This window comes from Sodalis sp. RH16, assembly GCF_047324245.1.
GTDB classification, from domain to species: domain Bacteria; phylum Pseudomonadota; class Gammaproteobacteria; order Enterobacterales; family Enterobacteriaceae; genus Acerihabitans; species Acerihabitans ligni.
In genome coordinates this window covers 3,610,240-3,630,630 of sequence record NZ_CP178737.1, presented here as the reverse complement: position 1 = coordinate 3,630,630, position 20,391 = coordinate 3,610,240, and the positions used below count along the sequence as shown (strand labels likewise).

At 56.1% G+C, this 20,391-nt stretch carries 20 protein-coding genes; 12 read left to right on the top strand and 8 right to left on the bottom strand.

The window, feature by feature from the left end:
- Positions 1 to 4: 4 nt before the first annotated feature.
- From plsX to yceD, 3 genes are read right to left on the bottom strand one after another with little or no spacing between them, the layout of a single operon-like run.
- Positions 5 to 1,039 (bottom strand): phosphate acyltransferase PlsX, encoded by a 1,035-nt coding sequence (plsX, locus tag ACL2XJ_RS16720; protein ID WP_132922491.1) that lies wholly within the window; start codon positions 1,037 to 1,039, stop codon positions 5 to 7.
- A 15-nt stretch (positions 1,040 to 1,054) separates the two neighbouring features.
- Positions 1,055 to 1,225: a 50S ribosomal protein L32 gene (gene rpmF / locus ACL2XJ_RS16715; protein ID WP_132922492.1), complete on the bottom strand. Its 171-nt coding sequence runs from the start codon at positions 1,223 to 1,225 to the stop codon at positions 1,055 to 1,057.
- 16 nt (positions 1,226 to 1,241) lie between these two features.
- Positions 1,242 to 1,763: a 23S rRNA accumulation protein YceD gene (yceD, locus tag ACL2XJ_RS16710; RefSeq protein WP_132922493.1), complete on the bottom strand. Its 522-nt coding sequence runs from the start codon at positions 1,761 to 1,763 to the stop codon at positions 1,242 to 1,244.
- A 140-nt stretch (positions 1,764 to 1,903) separates the two neighbouring features.
- On the opposite strand from yceD, the gene ACL2XJ_RS16705 reads away from it, so the two are divergent.
- A complete protein-coding gene (locus ACL2XJ_RS16705; RefSeq protein ID WP_413723847.1) occupies positions 1,904 to 2,509 on the top strand; it encodes a Maf family protein in 606 nt (201 codons plus the stop codon).
- Here the strand turns inward: ACL2XJ_RS16705 and rluC are convergent.
- On the bottom strand, positions 2,500 to 3,456 hold the full coding sequence (gene rluC, locus ACL2XJ_RS16700; protein ID WP_413723846.1) for a 23S rRNA pseudouridine(955/2504/2580) synthase RluC: 957 nt from the start codon (positions 3,454 to 3,456) through the stop codon (positions 2,500 to 2,502). The two genes, ACL2XJ_RS16705 and rluC, sit on opposite strands and share 10 nt — an antisense overlap.
- 625 nt (positions 3,457 to 4,081) lie before the next feature.
- Between rluC and rne the strand changes: the two genes are divergently transcribed.
- The 6 genes from rne (at position 4,082) to solA (ending at position 11,775) form a co-directional block, all read left to right on the top strand.
- Positions 4,082 to 7,981, top strand: coding sequence for a ribonuclease E (rne, locus tag ACL2XJ_RS16695; RefSeq protein ID WP_413723845.1), 3,900 nt, complete (start codon positions 4,082 to 4,084; stop codon positions 7,979 to 7,981).
- A 163-nt stretch (positions 7,982 to 8,144) separates the two neighbouring features.
- Entirely contained in the window at positions 8,145 to 9,191 is a 1,047-nt protein-coding gene (gene pyrC, locus ACL2XJ_RS16690; protein ID WP_413723844.1) for a dihydroorotase, read from the top strand.
- A 128-nt stretch (positions 9,192 to 9,319) separates the two neighbouring features.
- Positions 9,320 to 9,559, top strand: coding sequence for a DNA damage-inducible protein I (dinI, locus tag ACL2XJ_RS16685; RefSeq protein WP_413723843.1), 240 nt, complete (start codon positions 9,320 to 9,322; stop codon positions 9,557 to 9,559).
- A gap of 216 nt (positions 9,560 to 9,775) precedes the next feature.
- Complete coding sequence (locus ACL2XJ_RS16680; RefSeq protein ID WP_132922498.1) at positions 9,776 to 10,045, top strand: hypothetical protein; 270 nt, start codon at positions 9,776 to 9,778, stop codon at positions 10,043 to 10,045.
- A gap of 202 nt (positions 10,046 to 10,247) precedes the next feature.
- Entirely contained in the window at positions 10,248 to 10,502 is a 255-nt protein-coding gene (bssS, locus tag ACL2XJ_RS16675) for a biofilm formation regulator BssS (protein WP_132922499.1), read from the top strand.
- Between the two features lie 154 nt (positions 10,503 to 10,656).
- The gene (solA, locus tag ACL2XJ_RS16670; protein ID WP_203522137.1) at positions 10,657 to 11,775 is read left to right on the top strand and encodes an N-methyl-L-tryptophan oxidase; all 1,119 of its coding nucleotides are present in this window, start codon (positions 10,657 to 10,659) and stop codon (positions 11,773 to 11,775) included.
- A gap of 32 nt (positions 11,776 to 11,807) precedes the next feature.
- On the opposite strand, the gene ACL2XJ_RS16665 is transcribed toward solA, so the two are convergent.
- Positions 11,808 to 12,869 (bottom strand): rhodanese-related sulfurtransferase, encoded by a 1,062-nt coding sequence (locus ACL2XJ_RS16665; protein WP_413723842.1) that lies wholly within the window; start codon positions 12,867 to 12,869, stop codon positions 11,808 to 11,810.
- Between the two features lie 307 nt (positions 12,870 to 13,176).
- On the opposite strand from ACL2XJ_RS16665, the gene ACL2XJ_RS16660 reads away from it, so the two are divergent.
- The 3 genes from ACL2XJ_RS16660 (at position 13,177) to mdtG (ending at position 16,779) form a co-directional block, all read left to right on the top strand.
- Positions 13,177 to 14,274 (top strand): NADH:flavin oxidoreductase/NADH oxidase, encoded by a 1,098-nt coding sequence (locus ACL2XJ_RS16660; RefSeq protein ID WP_413723841.1) that lies wholly within the window; start codon positions 13,177 to 13,179, stop codon positions 14,272 to 14,274.
- Positions 14,275 to 14,425: 151 nt separating this feature from the next.
- The gene (locus tag ACL2XJ_RS16655; protein WP_132922503.1) at positions 14,426 to 15,346 is read left to right on the top strand and encodes a Kdo(2)-lipid IV(A) acyltransferase; all 921 of its coding nucleotides are present in this window, start codon (positions 14,426 to 14,428) and stop codon (positions 15,344 to 15,346) included.
- A gap of 206 nt (positions 15,347 to 15,552) precedes the next feature.
- The gene (gene mdtG, locus ACL2XJ_RS16650) at positions 15,553 to 16,779 is read left to right on the top strand and encodes a multidrug efflux MFS transporter MdtG (RefSeq protein WP_413723840.1); all 1,227 of its coding nucleotides are present in this window, start codon (positions 15,553 to 15,555) and stop codon (positions 16,777 to 16,779) included.
- A gap of 1 nt (position 16,780) precedes the next feature.
- Here the strand turns inward: mdtG and ACL2XJ_RS16645 are convergent, their stop codons facing one another.
- A complete protein-coding gene (locus ACL2XJ_RS16645; RefSeq protein WP_203522141.1) occupies positions 16,781 to 17,203 on the bottom strand; it encodes a hypothetical protein in 423 nt (140 codons plus the stop codon).
- Positions 17,204 to 17,478: 275 nt separating this feature from the next.
- Here ACL2XJ_RS16645 and ACL2XJ_RS16640 point away from each other — a divergent pair, with 275 nt between their 5' ends.
- Positions 17,479 to 17,859, top strand: a complete 381-nt coding sequence (locus ACL2XJ_RS16640) for a MysB family protein (protein ID WP_132922505.1) — start codon at positions 17,479 to 17,481, stop codon at positions 17,857 to 17,859.
- A 108-nt stretch (positions 17,860 to 17,967) separates the two neighbouring features.
- Here ACL2XJ_RS16640 and ACL2XJ_RS16635 read toward each other — a convergent pair whose 3' ends face one another.
- Positions 17,968 to 18,216, bottom strand: a complete 249-nt coding sequence (locus tag ACL2XJ_RS16635) for a YceK/YidQ family lipoprotein (protein WP_132922506.1) — start codon at positions 18,214 to 18,216, stop codon at positions 17,968 to 17,970.
- A gap of 37 nt (positions 18,217 to 18,253) precedes the next feature.
- Entirely contained in the window at positions 18,254 to 18,871 is a 618-nt protein-coding gene (locus ACL2XJ_RS16630; RefSeq protein ID WP_413723839.1) for a hypothetical protein, read from the bottom strand.
- 511 nt (positions 18,872 to 19,382) lie between these two features.
- Here ACL2XJ_RS16630 and rhaS point away from each other — a divergent pair.
- Positions 19,383 to 20,342: a rhamnose ABC transporter substrate-binding protein gene (gene rhaS, locus ACL2XJ_RS16625; RefSeq protein WP_413726908.1), complete on the top strand. Its 960-nt coding sequence runs from the start codon at positions 19,383 to 19,385 to the stop codon at positions 20,340 to 20,342.
- The last annotated feature ends 49 nt before the right edge of the window (positions 20,343 to 20,391 follow it).

The following is a 20,391-nucleotide window of genomic DNA, read 5'->3' as shown; positions in this document are numbered from 1 at the left end:
ACGCTTAATCACTCTTGGGTAATACCGCATCCAGGCGCGCGGCGATCTTTTCGGGAATCTGCCGCTCCACCGCTTGCATTGCCTGTTCGATCGCGACGGCGAACGCGCGCTGATTCGCCGCGCCGTGACTTTTGATAACCGTACCACGTAAACCTAACAGACATGCGCCATTGTATTGGTCGGGATTGAGATGACCGAATTGGCGGGCGAGACGTTTTTTCACCCAACGTTTCGCGAACTTCATAAACCAACTCTGCCTGCCGCCGTCCCCTGAGGATTTAAGCAAAGACAGAAAAAGTCTTATCACCCCTTCCATGGTCTTTAACGTGACATTGCCGACAAACCCGTCACAAATCAAAACGTCGGTCTTTCCGGTCAGCAATTCATTGGCTTCAAGATACCCGATATAATTGATTGACGGAATACTTCGCAGTATGACAGCCGCCTGGTGAATATTATCGAGACCCTTGGTTTCTTCCTCGCCGATATTCAGCAGCGCCACCCGCGGGTTTTCAATGCCGATGATATCTTCCGCCACCACGGCGCCCATAATGGCGAATTGGGCCAGCATCTCCCCGTCGCATTCCACGTTGGCGCCCAGATCCAGCACCACGGTTTTTCCCTTCTGCTGGTGGGGCAATATAGTCATCAGCGCCGGGCGCTGGATGCCCTCCAGTGGTTTGATCAGCAGTTTGGCCAGTCCCATCAGCGCACCGGTGTTCCCGGCGCTGACGCAGGCCTGCGCCCGTCCTTCCTTGATCAGTTCCAGCATGACGCGCATGGAGGTGCCGCGACTGGCCCTGATGGCAACGGAAGGTTTAGCGTCACCGGCAATAACGGATTCAGCGGTAACCACCGTCAGACGCTCGCGCAGAACGGAATCTGTTTTTGACAGTAAAGGATTTATCGCGGCGGGATCGCCGACCAGCAGCAGCTCTAATTGAGGATGATAAGCCAGTGCCTGCAATGCAGCAGGCACCGTAACGGCGGGACCGAAATCACCGCCCATTGCATCTAACGCAAGGGTTAGACGTATCAATGTATCGCCTTTGTATTACTTGGCGATAACTTTACGACCGCGGTAGAAACCGTCGGCAGTGATATGGTGACGCAGATGAGTTTCACCGGAGGCTTTATCCACCGAGACGGCGGATGTGGTCAGCGCGTCGTGTGAACGGCGCATACCACGGGTGGAACGGGACGGTTTGGTTTGTTGTACGGCCATGGACCTTACTCCTTGATTACTTACGCTTTAAACTGGCTAATACGGAAAACGGGTTGGGTTTTTCAACCTCGGACGGCAATTTGCCGAATACCTGTTCCGTGTCGGACACTTCACAGTGTTCAGGATCATGCACCGGTGCGATGGGCAATGAAAGAATAATTTCATCTTCAATCATCGCCAGCAGGTCTACCTCGCCATATTCAGTGACATAGGCCGCCTCGTACGCTTCCGGCAATGCCTCAGCCTGTTCGTCGGTAACGACCGGGCTAAAACAAAATGTCGTGTGTACCTGATGCGCAAACGGCTGGTTGCAGCGCTGGCATGTGAGCGTGACCGCCACCTCCGCGCTGCCCCTGATAACCGCCAGGCGTTGATCATCGATATCGAACGATAACGCCGCCTGAACATCGCTATCCACACTTACCACGGATTCGGCAACACGACTCACCTGCTCAGAGCCATAGACACCAACATAATCCAGGCGTTTCTGAGCGGCGCGTACCGCATCAATGGTCAGGGGTAATTTTACCTTTTGCATAGGGCGCGCATATTAACTTTGTAACGGCATAGAGTCAAAGAAAAAGGCTAATTATGAGCGCCTTTTACCAATATTCGCTTCCAGAGCGGCGAACAGTTTAAAATGAGTCAGGGAAATACGCTACGGTCGGATTAAAATTTATGTGCAAAATCGTTCTCGCTTCTTCTTCGCCCTTTCGCCGGGCGCTATTGGAAAAACTCCGGCTGCCGTTTCTCACCTGTGCGCCGGATATAGATGAAGCCCCGCTGTCCGGGGAATCGCCGCGGGATATGGTACTGCGCCTGTCCGCCGGCAAGGCCGCCGCGCTGCGGATAAAATATGAGCGCCACCTGATTATCGGCTCCGATCAATGCTGCGTCCTGGGGGGCGAAATCACCGGCAAGCCCCTTAGCAGGGAGAACGCCGTCAGACAGCTTCGACGCGCCAGCGGTAAGAGGGTGACGTTCTATACCGGCCTGGTTTTGCTCAACAGCGCCACCGGACGGCTGCAGCAAACGGTGGAGACGTTCCAGGTGACGTTTCGCAGCCTGTCGGATCGGGAAATCGAGGGTTACGTAGACGCCGAGCAGCCTTTAAACTGCGCGGGTGCGTTCAAATGCGAGGGACTGGGCATCACCCTGTTCCAGTCCCTTGACGGCCGGGACCCGAACAGCTTGATAGGCCTGCCGCTCATCGCCCTGGCGGCCATGCTGCGTAACGAGGGGATTAATCCCCTTGACGGAGCGCAATGCCCCCGCTATTTGTGATTAAGCCGCATATAGGCCAGGCATTGGCGCAGTTCATTGTCCAGCGGCGCTTCGATACGCATGGTTTCGCCGGTGGCGGGATGATCGAAGCGCAAGGCGGCGGCATGGAGAAATAACCGGTGCAGGCCGGTTCCCTTCAGAAACCGGTCGAATTCGGCGTTGCCATACCGATCGTCAAAGGCGATGGGATGGCCGGCAAACTGCGCATGCACACGGATTTGGTGGGTGCGGCCGGTAACCGGACTGGCCTTCACCAGGGTGGCGCGGGTAAAACGCTCTTCCACTTTAAAGCGCGTCTCGGAGGGTTTACCCTCGATGCCGACCCGTACGATACGCTCTCCGCTGGCCAGGATATTTTTAATCAGCGGCGCGGACACCGCTTTGTTGTGGGACGGCCATTCGCCGCGCACCAGCGCCAGATAATCTTTTTGCATGCCCTTGAGGCGCAATTGCTCATGGAGCAGCCTCAGGGCCGAGCGTTTTTTGGCAATCAGCAGCACCCCGGAGGTATCGCGATCGAGCCGGTGCACCAATTCAAGAAAATGGGCCGCCGGGCGCAGCGCCCTCAATCCCTCGATAACGCCGAAGCTTAATCCACTGCCGCCGTGCACCGCCGTACCCGAGGGCTTGTTGAGAATCAGCAGATGATCGTCTTCATAGAGCACCGCATCCGCCAGGGCCGCCACCTTGTCCAGATGAACGGAAACCGGCGCCTGTTCAGGTTCCGATTGGCGTACCGGCGGAATACGCAGCTCATCGCCGTCTGCCAGTTTGTATTCCGGTTTGACTCTCTTTTTATTGACCCGCACTTCCCCTTTACGCACGATGCGATAAATCATGCTTTTCGGTACGCCCTTTAATCGGGTACGCAAAAAATTGTCGATTCGCTGGCCGGCCTGGTCAGCGGAAATGGTGATAAATTGTACGCCGGTATTATTTTCATTCATGGGAGGCGATTCTAAATATACCGTCGGCATAGCGCCACTCCTTTTTCTGTGCTTAACTGTGCTTTAATCGGTAAGAAAGTTTTGCGGGTTGTTTTCGCGCTCTCGGCAGACCCATGCCGGCGGAATATTTATCCAATAGCTTTCACGTTGCAGCCAACTCGGCTTCGGCTTGAAAGATGACGGGTATAACCGTAAGTCTGAATATTGTTGCCGAGAGGTAAAGTCGCCTTGCTATATGTGTGTCAGCGGTGGAATAATGTCTTTACTTTCCACGCTGCTTACGTAAAGGCGAAGAAACGTGGAATTTTTTAAATTTGCCTGATTAACCATACACGCGGCAATGGCGTAAGACGTATTGATTATTCAGGCAGTTAGCGGGCTGCGGATTGCAGCTTGGCCGGCAAAAGGAATTCGTTCTGGCGACAGACTTCAGACGTTATTCCCTCAATAAAAGCGCTGTTTTTCTCTCGGAAAACAGGCTACCGAAATAATGCGCCCCTCTGCTGACGACAACCGTGAGGTTGACGGTATTGCGACAAGACACGGGGCCGTCGGTGATTACCCGGTCTTGCGTTTTTTTTGCCCGCAGCTCTGATGCCAATGCATAAAAAAGAGTAAGTTGAAGATGAAGAGAATGTTAATAAACGCGACTCAGCAGGAAGAGTTGCGCGTAGCCCTGGTAGACGGCCAGCGGCTCTACGATCTGGATATTGAAAGCCCCGGTCATGAGCAGAAAAAAGCCAATATTTACAAGGGTAAAATCACCCGTATCGAACCCAGTCTTGAAGCGGCGTTTGTGGATTACGGCGCCGAACGCCACGGATTTCTTCCCCTGAAGGAAATCGCCCGCGAGTATTTTCCCGCGCAATATTCCTCCCACGGCCGGCCCAATATCAAGGACGTGCTGCGGGAAGGACAGGAAGTGATCGTCCAGGTTGATAAAGAGGAACGCGGTAACAAAGGCGCGGCCTTGACCACCTTTATCAGCCTGGCCGGCAGCTATCTGGTCCTGATGCCGAACAACCCTCGCGCCGGCGGGATCTCCCGTCGCATCGAAGGCGATGACCGCACCGAGCTCAAAGAGGCGCTATCTTCCCTGGAACTGCCTGAAGGCATGGGGCTTATCGTCCGTACCGCCGGGGTGGGCAAATCCGCCGATGCGCTGCAATGGGATCTGGCTTTCCGCCTCAAGCATTGGGAAGCGATTAAAAAAGCCGCCGAAGGCAGGCCGGCGCCGTTTCTGATTCATCAGGAGAGCAACGTGATCGTCCGGGCTTTCCGCGATTACCTGCGCCCCGATATCGGTGAAATCCTGATTGATAATCCCAACGTGCTGGAAAAGGCGAAGGAACACATCGCCTCTCTGGGCCGTCCGGATTTCAGCAGCAAGATCAAATTGTACAGCGGCGAGATTCCGTTGTTCAGCCATTATCAAATCGAATCGCAAATCGAATCCGCGTTCCAGCGTGAAGTCCGCCTGCCTTCGGGCGGTTCGATTGTTATTGACTCCACCGAGGCGCTGACCGCCATCGATATCAACTCCGCGCGCTCCACTCGCGGCGGCGATATTGAGGAAACCGCATTCAATACCAATCTGGAGGCAGCGGATGAAATCGCCCGCCAGCTTCGCCTGCGGGATCTCGGCGGCCTGATCGTCATCGATTTTATCGATATGACGCCGGTACGCCATCAGCGTGAAGTCGAAAACTGCCTGCGGGAATCCGTGCGCCAGGATCGCGCCAGGATACAAATCGGCCGCATCTCCCGCTTCGGTTTACTTGAGCTGTCCCGTCAGCGACTGAGCCCCTCATTGGGAGAATCCAGTCACCACGTCTGCCCGCGCTGTGGCGGCACCGGTACCATCCGCGATAACGAATCGCTGTCGCTTTCCATTTTGCGCCTGATTGAAGAAGAGGCGCTAAAAGAGAATACCCACGAAGTCCACGCCATCGTGCCGGTGCAAATCGCCTCTTACCTGCTCAACGAGAAACGCGATTCGGTGAATGCCATCGAGAAGCGCCAGGGCGGCGTACGCGCCGTGATTGTTCCCCACGATCAGATGCAGACGCCGCATTACGCCGTTTTGCGCGTCCGCAAGGGCGAAGAAGCGCCGACGTTAAGCTATTTGCTGCCGCAGCTGCACGAAGCGGAAATGGCTCAGCCGTCCGAAGAGCCCGCGGCCGAGCGCAAGCTGCCCGAGCAGCCGGCACTGGCCGCATTCGTCATGCCGGATTCCCCGCCCATCGCCAGCGACACGGCCATTAAGGAACCGGCCCCGGCCGCGGCGGATATCGTTGCCGCGCCCGCCCGCGCCGCGACCGCCGCGCCGGCCTCCGCCGGTTTGCTGAGCCGCGCCGTCAGCCGGATTAAAGGCTGGTTCAGCGCCCCGGCGGAAGAAGAAGTAAAACCCGCGGAGCCGGTGGAACAGGCCGTCGCCGAAGAGCCCGAGACTCCGCGCCGTCAGGGAGGCCGGGGGCAGCGTCGTCAGAACGTGCGCCGCGACCGTAACGGCGAACGCGAAGCCCGCGCGCCGCAGGAAGGACGGCAGCCTCGCGAACCTCGCGAGTCGCGGGAACCGCGGGATCGCCGTGATGAAGCGCGCAAAGGCAAACGTCAGAATGCTCCCGTCGAGACGGAGATCATTGATGAAATCGGGGAGCAGATTCCAACCGAGGCCCAGCCTGCGCCGCGTCGCGAGCCCCGAAGCGATCGCCCCCGCCGCCGCCAGGATGATAAACGCCAGGCGCCGCAGCAGGAAGCGAAGCCGCTGCCCGTTGAAGAGCCCGCTGACATCGTCGAGACGGTGAATGAGGACGACCAGCCGACGCCGGTCATGCCGCGCCGGCCCCGTCGTAACCTTACGCAAAAAATCCGTGTTACCGATCCCGCCGCTGAAAGCAGCGCACCAGAGGTCACCGAGGCGTCCTACGCCGCTCCGGTGCAGGAAAGCCATGAGACGCCGCTGCCCGTTCTGGCGGATGTTCAGGACAATTCATCCGCGGAAAATTACAGCGATAACGGTCGCAACAATAACGAAACGGGCCTGCCCCGCCGCTCCCGCCGATCGCCCCGTCATTTGCGGGTCAGCGGCCAACGCCGTCGCCGCTATCGTGACGAGCGCTATCTGGCTCAATCACCGGTCCCCCTGAGCAGTGCGGTGATGTCGCCGGAAATGGCGTCCGGTAAAGTCTGGATCAGTTATCCGGTAACGCCCGTGGAACGTTTCGAGCTTTCGCCCGTTGCGCCGCTGGAAGAGCTGGAACCCCTGACCGGGGATGACCGGAATGGCGTAATGCTGTCCGAACCTCTGTCGGCCCGGGAACGTCCTGCGACAACGGTGGTGCCGCAGCATGCCACCCCGGCGCAGCAAGCCGCCGTCGATGAAGTCCCCTCGGTAATCAAAGACGAGGATCATCCCGGATCATGGGCGATGTTATCCGCCGCCAAGCCGGCTGAGATCATGACCGACGAACCTTACGGCAGCGTAAAATCCGGCTCGTCCGCGGCGAATCGTTCCGATGAGGTCTCCTTTGACGACGAAGAGCCAGAGCATACCGATATCACTGCCTCGGTCCGGTCCGCTCCGGCGGCTGAAACCGGCGAAGCCGATATCGATGCGCCCGCACAGTCTGCTCCGGCGGTGGAAACCGGCGAAGCGGATATCAATGCGCCCGTACGGTCTGCTCCGGCGGCTGAAACCGGCGAAGCGGATATCGATGCGCCCGTACAGTCTGCTTCGGCGGCCGAAACCGGCGAAGCTGATATCATTGCGCCCGCACAGTCCGCTCCGGCGGCTGAAACCGGCAATTCGGATGCTTCTGCCCAGCCCGCTCCGGCGGCTGAATCCGGTGAATCCGACGCGAACACGTCCGCCCAACCGGCTCCCGCCGTTACCCAGCCGATTGTCACCGGTTCGGTTATTCCCGAAGCGGACGCCGATACATCGGCTCAGCCCGCGCCAGTGCCGGTGGTCAACCAGCCGATCGTTACCGGTTCGGTTATCCCTGAAAGAAGCAACGCTATTCCGGCTGCTGCAACGCCCGCCGCTCAACCTGAAGAGAACGCTCCCGCAGCGGATGTTATCGCCGCGAAGCCGCCGGTGGCTGTGCAATACCTTTCGGACGATACTATTGTCGCCAGCCAGCTCTCCCGTAAAACGACGGAGCCGGACCTGAATCCGGCGACACCGGTCCCGGCGGCCGAAGCGGCGGAACCCGCGTTAAGCAAGGTGGCCGACCTGCCGGCCGAACCGGCCGCTGGGAACGCCTCTGCGGAAACCCAAGGTACGCCTGGTAGTGATTCGCCCGCTGCCATTGCCGACGCACAGCCGCGTTTTAAGCATCACGTGAGCGCGCCTATGACCAAGGCTCCCGCACCGGTTTATGTGCCGCCGGCGGAAAAGCCCGGCGAGTGGCACCGCCCGGATTACCACTTTGAAGGACCGGGCGCGGCCGGCGGCCATGCCGCGGTAACGCATGCCGCCGCACCCGCGGCAAAACCTGCGCTGCCCGATGATAAAGAGTAACGCCTTACCGTAACGTTGCAAGACCCGCTCCGGCGGGTCTTTTTTTATACCGTCATCGACGCCAACTAATTAATGCATCTGCCGTCTATTCCGCTTATTCTTGTACCCCTTAATCTGACATTGATTTTTTATGCACCTACTTCAATAGCCGGAGTCTCTTCCCATGACCGCACAGCCCTCAATACTCCATATCCGCCGCCCTGATGACTGGCATCTGCATTTGCGTGATGACGAGATGCTGAGCACGGTACTGCCCTATACCAGCCGTATCTTCGGCCGGGCCATCGTCATGCCGAATCTGACGCCCCCCGTCACCTCCGTTTCCCAGGCCATCGCTTACCGTGAGCGGATTCTGGCGGCAGTCCCCGACGGCCATCATTTCCAGCCGTTAATGACCTGCTATCTCACTGATACGCAGGCGCCGGAGGAATTGATAGCGGGGTTCCGCCAGGGGGTGTTTACCGCCGCCAAACTCTATCCGGCCAACGCCACCACCAACTCAAGCCATGGCGTGACAAAAATCACCGGCATCTATCCCCTGTTCGAGGCCATGGAAGAAAACGGCATGCCGCTGCTGATTCACGGCGAAGTCACCGCGGCGGAAATCGATATATTCGATAGGGAAGCACGGTTTATCGAGACGGTATTGGAGCCGATACGGCGCCGCTTTCCCAGGCTGAAAATAGTCTGCGAGCATATCACCACCCGCGAAGCGGCCCAGTATGTACTGGCCGGCGATCGTTTTTTGGCGGCAACCGTCACCCCGCAGCATCTGATGTTTAACCGCAACCATATGCTGGTGGGAGGAATCCGTCCGCACCTCTATTGCCTGCCGATCCTCAAACGCAATACGCACCAGGAGGCGCTTCGCCAGGCGGTGGCAAGCGGTTGCGATCGCATTTTCCTCGGTACCGACTCGGCGCCCCATCTGCGTCAGCGAAAAGAAAACGACTGCGGCTGTGCCGGCGTATTCAACGCCCCCGCCGCGCTGGCCGCATATGCCACGGTATTTGAAGAGATTGGCGCGCTGGAGCATTTTGAAGCGTTTTGTTCCCTGAACGGTCCGCGGTTCTACGGATTGCCCGTCAATAGTGATTTTATCGAACTGCACCGCAGGCCGGAAACCCAGCCGGAACAAATCTCCCTGGGGGATATCATGCTGGTGCCTTTTCTTGCGGGCCAAAGCCTGAACTGGTCGGTTAAGTATTGAAATCTTTTTTTCCACGGCCGGGCGGTGCCCGCGCCGTGGCGAGCGAAACGAAAAATCTTTTATGCCTCTTGCTTTATCGTTATGGGAACTGTATATATAAACAGGCGTTAATACGATGAGACAAAAATATGCGTATTGAAATCACTCTGGCTAAAGCAACGCCGCTTCCCGCGGGCGCGCTTGAGGCCCTGACCCAGGAATTTACCACCCGGATTGATAAACATTTTAGCGATTCCCATGTACAGGTACGTTATGCCGGGGCCAACGGCATCAGCGTCATGGGCGGCAGTAAAGAAGATAAGGCGTTAATCACCGACATCCTGCAAGAAACGTGGGAAAGCGCCGATGACTGGTTCGATCCGCAATAAAGGCCATGTATGCCGGTGCCTCGCCGGGAGATGTTCCCGGCTATACTTTCCCCCGGCACCGCAGTTGCCGCCAGTTGATCTCTTCTCTCCCCCATCCCGCCTATTACCCGTCTTCCCTTACTGAAAATAATCCGCGCCACTCTTGGCAAATAGCTATTTCTGGTCTGTAATCAGCCAGGATATATGCGTTTTGTGGAATTTTCGGGGAGTGTGACCATGAATGTCAATAAACCAGAAGAAGCCATGACCTTCGGCGAACTGCTCGAGTTAATCAGCGAGCAGCAACGCCGGCTGAATGTGCTGGAAATCGCCTTTTCTTATCTCTCTTTCAGCCTGGATGAAAAAGCCAATCAGCTGCTGATAAATAATCTGCTGCTGGAAGCGCAGAATCAGAACCGCGATGCCGTCATGCAGAAATATTTTTCTCAATTGGCCGACGAAATGGCAAGACGAATCCGCCCGGCAGTTCCTCCCGTCGCCTCCTGACCTGATAGAGTCAGCGCTTTCCATGACAAACCACAAGACCAGGGAATGCGAATGCGTCCCGGCAAAACGCCGCTATAAAAAAAAGTCGCTTATATGGCAAAAAAGTGACAAAGACGGGTATACTTAAATTGCTCGCTAAAATGGAGCCGCATTTAACCTCGACGTTACTCTTTTTTTTAAACGAGTCAGAAAAGGGGTATTTATGGACAGAAAAAACGAGATTATCCATACCCATCCGTTGGTCGGCTGGGATATCAGCACCGTAGATGCCTATAATGCCATGATGATCCGCTTGCATTATATCAATTCAACCAACCAGGCTACCGAAGACGCAGAAGTGGACAGAACCCTGTGGTTGACCACCGATGTCGCTAAACAACTCATATCCATACTTGAAGCCGGCATTGCAAAAATTGAATCGACAGACTACCAGGATCTTGACCACCGAAAACATTAATCTCGATGTTGCCCCTCGGGCATCCGCTGCTTAGCACCGGATGCTTTTTTATTATCCCCCCGTGATTGTTTCCGCCAAATGACGATATACCCATCCTTCGCCGAAAGTCTATACTACGCAAAGCCCGGATTGCCTGACTCAAGGAGTTAACCACATGATTTATGATCTTATTATTGTCGGTAGCGGCTCGGTGGGTTCAGCGGCGGGTTTCTACGGAACCGAAGCCGGTTTGAATGTCCTGATGATTGATGCGGCGTTTCCCCCTCATCACGCCGGCAGCCATCACGGTGATACCCGCATCATCCGGCACGCTTACGGGGAGGGTGAAAAATACGTACCAATGGTCCTGCGGGCCCAGGCCCTGTGGGAGGAACTGGCGGTGCGCAGCGGCAATACCCTGTTTCATCGCAGCGGCGTGCTTAATCTGGGGCCGCGCCAGGCAGAATTTATTCAAAACGCCGCCGCCAGCGTCCAAGCCTTTCATTTGCCGTGCGAAACGCTGGATGCCGCCCAGATATCCGCCCGCTGGCCGGAATTTATCGTGCCGGATGATTATCTCGGCGTTTACGAACCGCAGGCCGGCTACCTTAAATCGGAGCTGTCCATCGCCTCCTATATACGGCTGGCGGAAAATGCCGGCTGTGGGCAGCTATTTAACTGCGGCGTCACACAAATCATTGCATTGCCCCGTGGATTCGAGGTGGTGACCATAGAGGGAAGCCGATACCAGTGCCATAAGCTGCTGGTGAGTGCCGGAACCTGGGTGAAAAAACTCCTCCCCATGCTGCCCATAACCCCGGTGCGTAAAGTCTTCGCCTGGCATCAGGCGGACGGCCGCTTTAGTGAAGATAATCATTTCCCGGCATTTACCGTGGAAACGCCTGACGGCGGGCAATATTACGGTTTTCCCGCCATTAACAATGAGTTGAAAGTGGGCAAGCATAACGGCGGGCAGCCTATTGACGAGCCGGAACAGCGCACGCCTTTCGGCAGCCATGGCACTGACGGCAGCGAGGTTTTCCGTTTCCTGCGGCAGTTTCTGCCCGGCGTCGGCGTTTGCCTCAACGGCGAAGCCTGCAGTTATGATCTCTCGCCGGACGAGGACTTTATCATCGATACCCTGCCGGGCAATTCGGATATGCTGATAGTCAGCGGACTAAGCGGCCATGGTTTCAAATTCGCCAGCGTATTGGGGGAAATAGCCGCCGGTTTTGCCGCCGGACGCGAGGCGGCGTTTGATTTGACGCCTTTCTCGTTGGCCCGTTTCGGCTAAAGCGGGCGCAGGCGCGCCCTGGCCCGTTTACCTTATTCTTCCGGATTACCGGGCTGGCGCCGCGGTAAATCCATGGCTAGACGCTGGCGGGATTTATTGAATATTTTCAGGCCGTTTTCGCGTCCCGCCCGGCGGGCACGCTGCTCCTGTACCGGCAAATCCTTTTCGTCGCGACAGATTTCGCTGCAACAGCCCTGATATTTTTCTCCGCAGGCCGGACACTGGATAAACAGTAAATGACACCCCTGGTTCAGGCAATTGACATGGGTATCGCAGGCCGCGCCGCATTGATGACAATGGGCTATCACATCCGGGGTGATTCGCTCGCCAAGCCGCTCGTCAAAGACAAAGTTTTTGCCGGTGAATTTCAATGGTAATCCCAGTGCCTTGGCCTGATGGGCATATTCAATGATCCCCCCCTCCACATGATAGACGTGCTCAAAACCATGATGCCGCATATAAGCACTGGCTTTTTCACAGCGGATTCCGCCGGTGCAATACATGACGATATTCTTATTTTTTACCGGTGCCAGCATCTCCACCGCCATCGGCAATTGCTCCCGAAACGTGTCGGAGGGGATCTCTATGGCATGCTCAAAGTGGCCGACTTCATATTCATAATGATTGCGCATATCCACGAATACCGTATCGGGATCGTCGGCCATGGCGTTAACCTGCTCCGCCCGCAGGTAATGTCCGGTACGGGTGGGATCAAACGTGGGGTCGGTAATGCCGTCGGCCACGATTCGCTCGCGGACCTTCATCCGTAACACCCAGAATGATTTACCATCATCATCTAACGCCAGGTTCAGCCGCACGCCGTCCAGGGCCGGATGTGCCGCATATAGCAGCGTCCTGAATGCCTCGAACCGATGTTGCGGTACGCTGATTTGGGCGTTAATCCCCTCCCCTGCGATATACACCCGGCCGAAAACCGCCAGTTCGCTCATGGAGAGGTATAATTCGTCGCGAAACGCCTGCGGGTTATCAATGCGGAAATATTTATAAAATGACAAGGTGGTGCGCGGCGCGGATTCCGCCAGCATGCGCCTTTTCAGTTCGTCGTTGGCTACCTGGTTGTGTAACACTGGCATGGTGTACGTTCCTGTAGTAACTAATGAATGTAATGAATGCTCGCTATGAATATCGTGATGACAATTTTATATAATAGCGGTGCATGATAAGCCGGTTTTGACCGACGGGCAGGGCGGCATCATACAATAAATCTTCCGGACCGGCAGCCCTGAATTTCCATACCAACCGGGTAAAAAAGCATTTAACGCCGAGGCAAAATTTTATTAAATTGCTAACGTTGGCTGATACGGCGTAACGGCTTGATGAATGAATTTTAACATCGATGCCTTCAGCGCTACGCCAATCCCCCCTTATGAGGCACAACCTATGAGTCTATTGTTTTCAAACTATACATTGGGAAACCTGGCGCTCTCAAATCGTATTGTTATCGCGCCCATGTGCCAGTACTCCGCCGACGAAGGCAAGGCGACTTCCTGGCATGAGATACATCTGGGCCATCTGGCCTTGTCCGGTGCGGGCCTGCTCATCGTCGAGGCAACGGCGGTGACGCCGGAAGGCCGCATCTCGCCGCAGGATTTGGGGTTATGGGATGACGCTACCGAACAGGCGCTGGCGGCGGTGGTCGCTACCGTCAAGACGCATTCCCCCATAGCCCTGGGCATCCAGCTCGCCCATGCGGGCCGTAAAGCCTCTACCCATGCGCCCTGGTTCGGGGGCGGTAATATCTCTCCCGAACGGGGGGGATGGCAAACATTGGCCCCTTCCGCCATTCCCTTTGCACAAACGGATACAAGGCCCCAGGCCATGACCCTAGCGCAAATTGAAGCATTGAAGGCGGATTTCGCCGCCGCGGCCAAACGGGCTGAGCGTATCGGCTTTAATCTCATTGAAATCCACGCGGCCCATGGCTACTTGCTGCACCAGTTCCTCTCGCCGCTGGCGAACCAGCGGCAGGATCAATATGGCGGCAGTCTGGAAAACCGCATGCGGCTGACCCTTGAAGTGGTCCAGGCGGTTCGGCAGGCGGTTTCCCCCGGCTTTCCGGTGGGTGTGCGCATCTCCGGCTCCGACTGGGTCGAAGGCGGCTGGGATATCGAACAATCGGTAAAACTGGCCCAGGCATTGAAATCCCTTGATTGTGACTATATACATGTATCCAGCGGCGGGCTGTCCACCCAGCAAAAAATTCCGGTGGGCCCCGGTTACCAGGTGTCATTCGCCCGGCGTATCAAGGCCGAAACCGGATTAAATACCATCGCCGTCGGCCTGATTACCGACGCCGAACAGGCGGAGACCATTGTGGCCGCCGGTGACGCGGATATGATTGCGCTGGCGCGCGCCGTGCTTTACGACCCGCGCTGGCCCTGGCACGCCGCGGCAAAACTGGGTGCGAAAATCAACGGCCCCAGGCAGTATTGGCGCAGTGAGCCGCATAATGTAAAAAATCTTTTCAACAAAGATTAACCTTGCCGGGCAAAACGTGCGTGAAAGGGTAACGAATACTTTCACGCGCCGCCGGCTTTCCCTTTTGAAAAAAAATGCCACACTGAATTCAGTGGGCGGACTAAAAATTATGTAATGAGTATTACCTTGACGCTTATGGTGACAAGAATAAATGACAACTATTCCAACGTTTAACCGTTCCTTGCTGCACCCGCGCTATTGGCCCACCTGGATCGGCATCGGCCTGTTATACCTTATGGTATTATTGCCCTACCCGCTGCTGTATCGGCTCGGCACCTCGCTCGGTCGCCTGTCCATGCGTTTTATGCCCCGACGCGTCCATATCGCCCGCCGCAACCTTGAACTCTGTTTCCCCGACAAGTCCAGCGCTGAAAGAGAGGCGCTGCTTATCAAAAATTTCGAATCCGTGGGCATGGGCCTGTTTGAAACCGGTATGGGCTGGTTCTGGCCCGACTGGCGGGTAAAACGATTGTTCAAGGTCTCCGGTTTGGAGAACATCAGTCTGGCGCATGCAAATAAGCAAGGCGTGCTGCTGATAGGGCTGCATTTTTTATCCCTGGAGCTGGGTGCGCGCATTTTCGGTATCCACAACCCCGGTATCGGCGTCTATCGACCTAATGACAACAAGCTGCTGGATTGGCTGCAAACCTGGGGACGTCTGCGTTCCAATAAATCCATGCTCGACCGGTCGGATATCAAAGGCATGATTCGCGCCCTCAAAAACGGTGAAATCATCTGGTATGCGCCGGATCACGACTACGGCCCGAAGAGCAGCGTTTTCGCCCCGCTGTTCGCCATGGAGCAGGCGGCCACCACCGCCGGCACGCATATGCTGGTGCGGCTCGGCAAACCGGCGGTAATCCCCTTCGTCCCACGCCGTTTACCCGGCGGTAAAGGCTATGAACTGATTATCATGCCCAATGAGGAGCATTTGCCGCTGGAGAGCGATGTCGCCACCGCCACCTACATGAACAAAGTGCTGGAACAGGCCATTTTGCTGGCGCCGGATCAATATATGTGGCTGCACCGCCGGTTCAAAACCCGGCCGCCGGGACAGCCCTCCCTCTATTGACGCCACATCATCAACGATAAACCCGCCATTCGGCGGGCCGCTGTCCGCTGCCGCCGGATAATGGCGGTTTGGTGCAATTGATGCCCCGCAAATTGCCCGTTGCCCCGTTTAGGCGCATACTTATCCCCTTCTGCGAAACCTCGGCGATAACGCCCTAGAGCCTTGTCACATTGTTTGACCGCCGTTGCCTATTTTACTGAGATGTCATGACGCCGGTGTCGGAACCCATAAACTGGAAACGTAATCTCTACATTGCCTGGGTCGGTTGCTTTCTCACCGGCGCGGCATTCAGCCTGATTATGCCCTTCCTGCCGCTTTACGTTGAAATGCTCGGCGTCACGGACCCGCGCGAACTGAATATGTGGTCGGGCGCGGTTTTCAGCATCACATTCCTGTTTTCGGCCATAGCCTCGCCCTTTTGGGGCGGCCTGGCGGATCGCCGGGGCCGTAAAATCATGCTGCTCCGCTCCGCCCTGGGCATGGCGATTGTCATGGCGCTGATGGGCCTGGCGCAAAATATCGGTCAGTTCCTGGTTCTGCGCGCCTTGCTGGGGCTGCTGGGGGGATTCGTGCCCAACGCCAATGCCTTGATAGCCACCCAGGTTCCCCGCAACAAAAGCGGCTGGGCGCTGGGAACCCTGTCCACGGGCGCGGTGGGCGGCGCATTGATCGGGCCGCTTATCGGCGGGCTGCTGGCGGACCATTACGGCTTGCGCCTGGTATTTTTCATTACCGCCCTGGTCCTGTTGATCTGTTTTATCATGACCTATATTTTCGTCGAAGAACGTTTCAAGCCGGTGCAAAAAAAGGACATGCTTTCCGCGCGGCAGGTCTTCGCCTCGCTGACCAAACCCCGGTTGGTATTAAGCCTGTTTATCACCACCATGATTATCCAGGTCGCCACCGGCTCGATTGCGCCGATATTGACGCTTTATGTGCGCCAGCTGGCCGGGAACATCCAGAATCTGGCGTTTGTCAGCGGCATGATCGCCGCCGTTCCCGGTATGGCGGCGTTGTTAAGCGCTCCGCGGCTGGGCAGGCTGGGAGATAAGATCGGACCGGAACGGATATTGATCTGCATGCTGGCGGTTTCGGTGCTGCTGCTGATTCCCATGGCCTTTGTCCAGACCCCCTGGCAACTGGGCACCCTGCGCTTTCTGCTGGGTGCCGCCGACGGCGCCCTGCTGCCGGCGGTACAGACCTTGCTTATCTATAACTGCACCAATCAGGTGGCCGGCCGGATTTTCAGCTATAACCAATCTTTTCGCGACGTGGGCAATGTCAGCGGCCCGCTGATCGGCGCCTTTGTTTCCGCCAGCTATGGGTTTCGCGCGGTATTTGGCGTTACCGCGCTGGTGGTGCTGTTTAATGTGTTCTATTCCTGGTGGAGCTTGCAGCACGGCCCGTCCCGCATCAGGCTGCCGAATGAATAAATCAGCCGCCGTTGGCCGGATGAGGCGTCTCGCCGCCATCCGGCGCGTTATCCCCGAAATGATTGGGGACCTTTACCACTGAAAGCCGCACTTCATAGTGACTGCCGGCGGCGGGAGCCGGCAGGATAGTGTTCAGCTTTTGTATCGTCTCGCCGGGATTATCGCTTTGCACTGATGCGCAAAAAACTTCGCCGCCGTGGCAGAAGCCCGGACCATGGCGCATCATCATGGGCCCGCCTGGATGGTGAAAGAACATCGGTCCGGGCTCCGGCCGAGGTTGATTCTGCCAACCGGCCGGCGCGGCCGGCGAAGTATCGGCGGGCGCTGCCGATGGAGTACCGGCAGGGGCTGCCGCCATGCCGGTGAAACTCAATGCACCCAGCGTGCAGGTGATGACTATCAGTGATTTTTTAAACAGGGTCATGATACGTTCTCCAGGTTGTCCACTTAGCTTACTGTAGCGCTTCTCCACCCCGCCGAAGGTTCCTTTGCGAAATTTTTACCAGATAACCACATGCCCTTTGCATTGATGAATGCGGGTAAAAAAATATTTTTTTACCTGACCGGGAATTTTTATCCCCGCTGGAAATCATTTTATTAATGATACTTGAAAGTTTTCAGACTCCGACAACAATTACATTGATGCCCGCCAAGGGCGCGGCAACGTCAGATCGATGCAGTGATCACAGGAGAGCCAAAATGAGCATGTACGCAACTCTGGAAGAAGCCATAGATACCGCACGTGAGGAATTTCTTGAAGCCTCCCGTGACAGCGGCAATGACGATCAGGACCCGGTAGTGAGTCAGTTCAGTTTACAAAAATATATTATGCAGGACGGTGAAATCATGTGGGAAGCGGAGTTCCTGGCCGATGAGAACGAGGCGGCGGATGCATTGCCTTTTCGAACCGGAGAAGCCGCCCAGGCCATTTTTGACGGTGATTTTGATGAAACCGAACTGCGTCTGGAATGGCAGGAGGAGAACACCTTGCATGAATGGGACGAAGGTGACTATCAATATGAGCCGCCGCTGGACACCGAAGAGGGGCAGACCGCGGCCGATGAGTGGGAAGAACTGTAAAACCGGCAGACCACGCCCCTGTCCGGGTTAAAGCACGCGCCCCTCTTGTCCAGGCATCCGCCGGAGTATCAACCCGTGGAGCTACATAAACCCCAGCGGGTTGATACTCTAGCGATACGGCCCGTGCCGCATATCCACCGGCAATAGAATCGTATCCACCACCATCGACAGCGGCAGATCTATCACGGTGATATATCGCCAGGGAGAGTCGCGTAAATCCCATTTTACGCCCGGATAATATTGATTGCCGTGCCCCTGTCCGGGAAACGTGCGGCTGATAATGCTGCCGCAGCCGGTCAGGCCCAACACGCATAACGCCGCCACCAGTATTCGCACCCTGTTCACCTTGCTTCGCATCCCAGATTCAGCCGGCCCTCCGGCCGGGCATATCGGCTCAGTCCGGGCGGCTCATGTTACGTTTATCCAGCATATAGAGCAGCGTGCCCAGCAGGCACAGAACATAACCGAACAGCTCGCCGCCTTCTTCCACGGCATTTTTCACCGTGCGGACATAGGCATCCTGTAATAACGCCTGCCACAGGCCGCCCATTCCCATCAGACGGGAGAACACTAGCACAGTTAGCAAGCCCGCGCACACCAGGCCATAACCCGGATGCCTGAAATAATCCGCCAGTCCCGCCAACGTACGCCGGTAATCCAGGGCCGCCACCGCGACACATAGCACACACACCGCCATCGCCACCCATAACCAGGACCCGTATTGGATGACATCAAAGGCAAAATCCATCTCGCGCACCAGCAAACAGGTAAAAAATCCCCCCACCAGCACATTGACGGCCCGATGTGCAGGCACCCGAATCAACCAGAGATGTAATACAACAATAGCGAATAAAATGATTTCCTGGCTGATTTCCGTGAGTGAAATCTCGTTGACCGAGTCATGCAGGAAGCGAACATCGATAAACAGCAATAATTGAAACGCCGAAACGATGGCGGCGAAAATCAAAAAAGCGCCCACCTTTTTGAGCACAAACAGTAAATCGTCTTGCACGGCAAAATCCATGGTTCTCTAAAAGATTCAAAATATTAACGGCAGCGTTTCTGTAGGAAGTGACATTAAATGCTGACGGCGGCATTTTGCGACGCCAAAGCCGGTAAGGCGTATTGCTCGGGCCGTATTCAATGGGGATTCGGTAAAGCGGGCCGGTAGCCGTTGATTAAAATCCGCTCCTCTGAAAAATGTTATTGATTTGTGATATCTCTCATCCCCACCTTCGTCTGACTGCCAGCTTCTCACGGGAATTGGCAATATAATAAAGGCGGCTGGGACAACAAGGTTTTAAAGTCGTGATCATCCTTCCATGAAGGTTTTGACTATGATTATCCCCTTGTCCTTGCAACACATCATTTCCCATTACCCGGGCTCTTCCGGGCAATGTGTTTGGCGATACTCCCATTCCCGATACGCTTAGTTTTTTTTAAAACCCTACATCTTGTTGTCATTACATTAATTAAGTGGAGTACAAACAATGAAATTAAAACAACTACTGACTTGTACCCTCATGGCTTCATGCCTGGCGCTGGCCGCCTCGGCCTCGGCCGAAGTCAAAATTGCCCTGGTGGCAAAATCGTTGGGCAACGGTTTCTTCGAAGCGGCAAATACCGGCGCGCAGCAGGCGGCCAAAGAATTGGGGGATGTTAAGGTTATTTATACCGGCCCCACCACCACCACCGCCGAAGCGCAGATTGAAGTCCTTAACGGCCTGATTGCCCAGGGGGTGGATGCCATCGCGGTGTCGGCGAACGATCCCGATGCCTTGGTGCCGGTGCTGAAAAAAGCCATGCAGCGCGGCATCAAAGTGGTGTCATGGGATTCCGGCGTCGCCAAGGCGGGCCGCCAGATCCATCTTAATCCGTCCAGTAATGACCTGATCGGCCAGATGAATGTCCAGCTGGCCGCCGATGCCATCAAGGCCCTAGGACTGCAAAAGGGCGATACGGCCATTTTAAGCGCCACGCCGACGTCCACCAACCAGAACATCTGGATTGAGGAAATGAAAAAGGTGCTGCCGAAATATCCGTCGGTGAATCTGGTTGCGGTTGCCTACGGCGATGACCTTTCCGATAAAAGCTACCGCGAAACCATCGGCCTGCTGAAATCCTACCCGAACCTGAAGGTGATCATTTCTCCCTCCTCGGTGGGTATTGTCGCCGCGGCGCAGGCGGTCAAAGACCAAGGCAAAATCGGCAAGGTCTATGTGACCGGCCTGGGGTTGCCTTCTGAAATGGCCGGCGCGGTGAAGTCCGGCGCCAGCAAAAGCTTCGCCATCTGGAATCCCATCGATCTGGGCTATGCGGCAACCTACATCGCCTATGATCTGGTGAAAGGCACGGCCACCGCCAAAGAGGCCAGCATGGGCCGTTTGGGAAAGGTTCAGCTTGATGCGGACGGCAACGGCGCCATGGGCAAACCCTTCATTTATGACGCCACTAACATTGATAAATTCGCCAAAGTGTTCTGATTCTTTCATCAGGCTCACCGGCCCAGGGTGAGCCTTCATGATTTGCCAT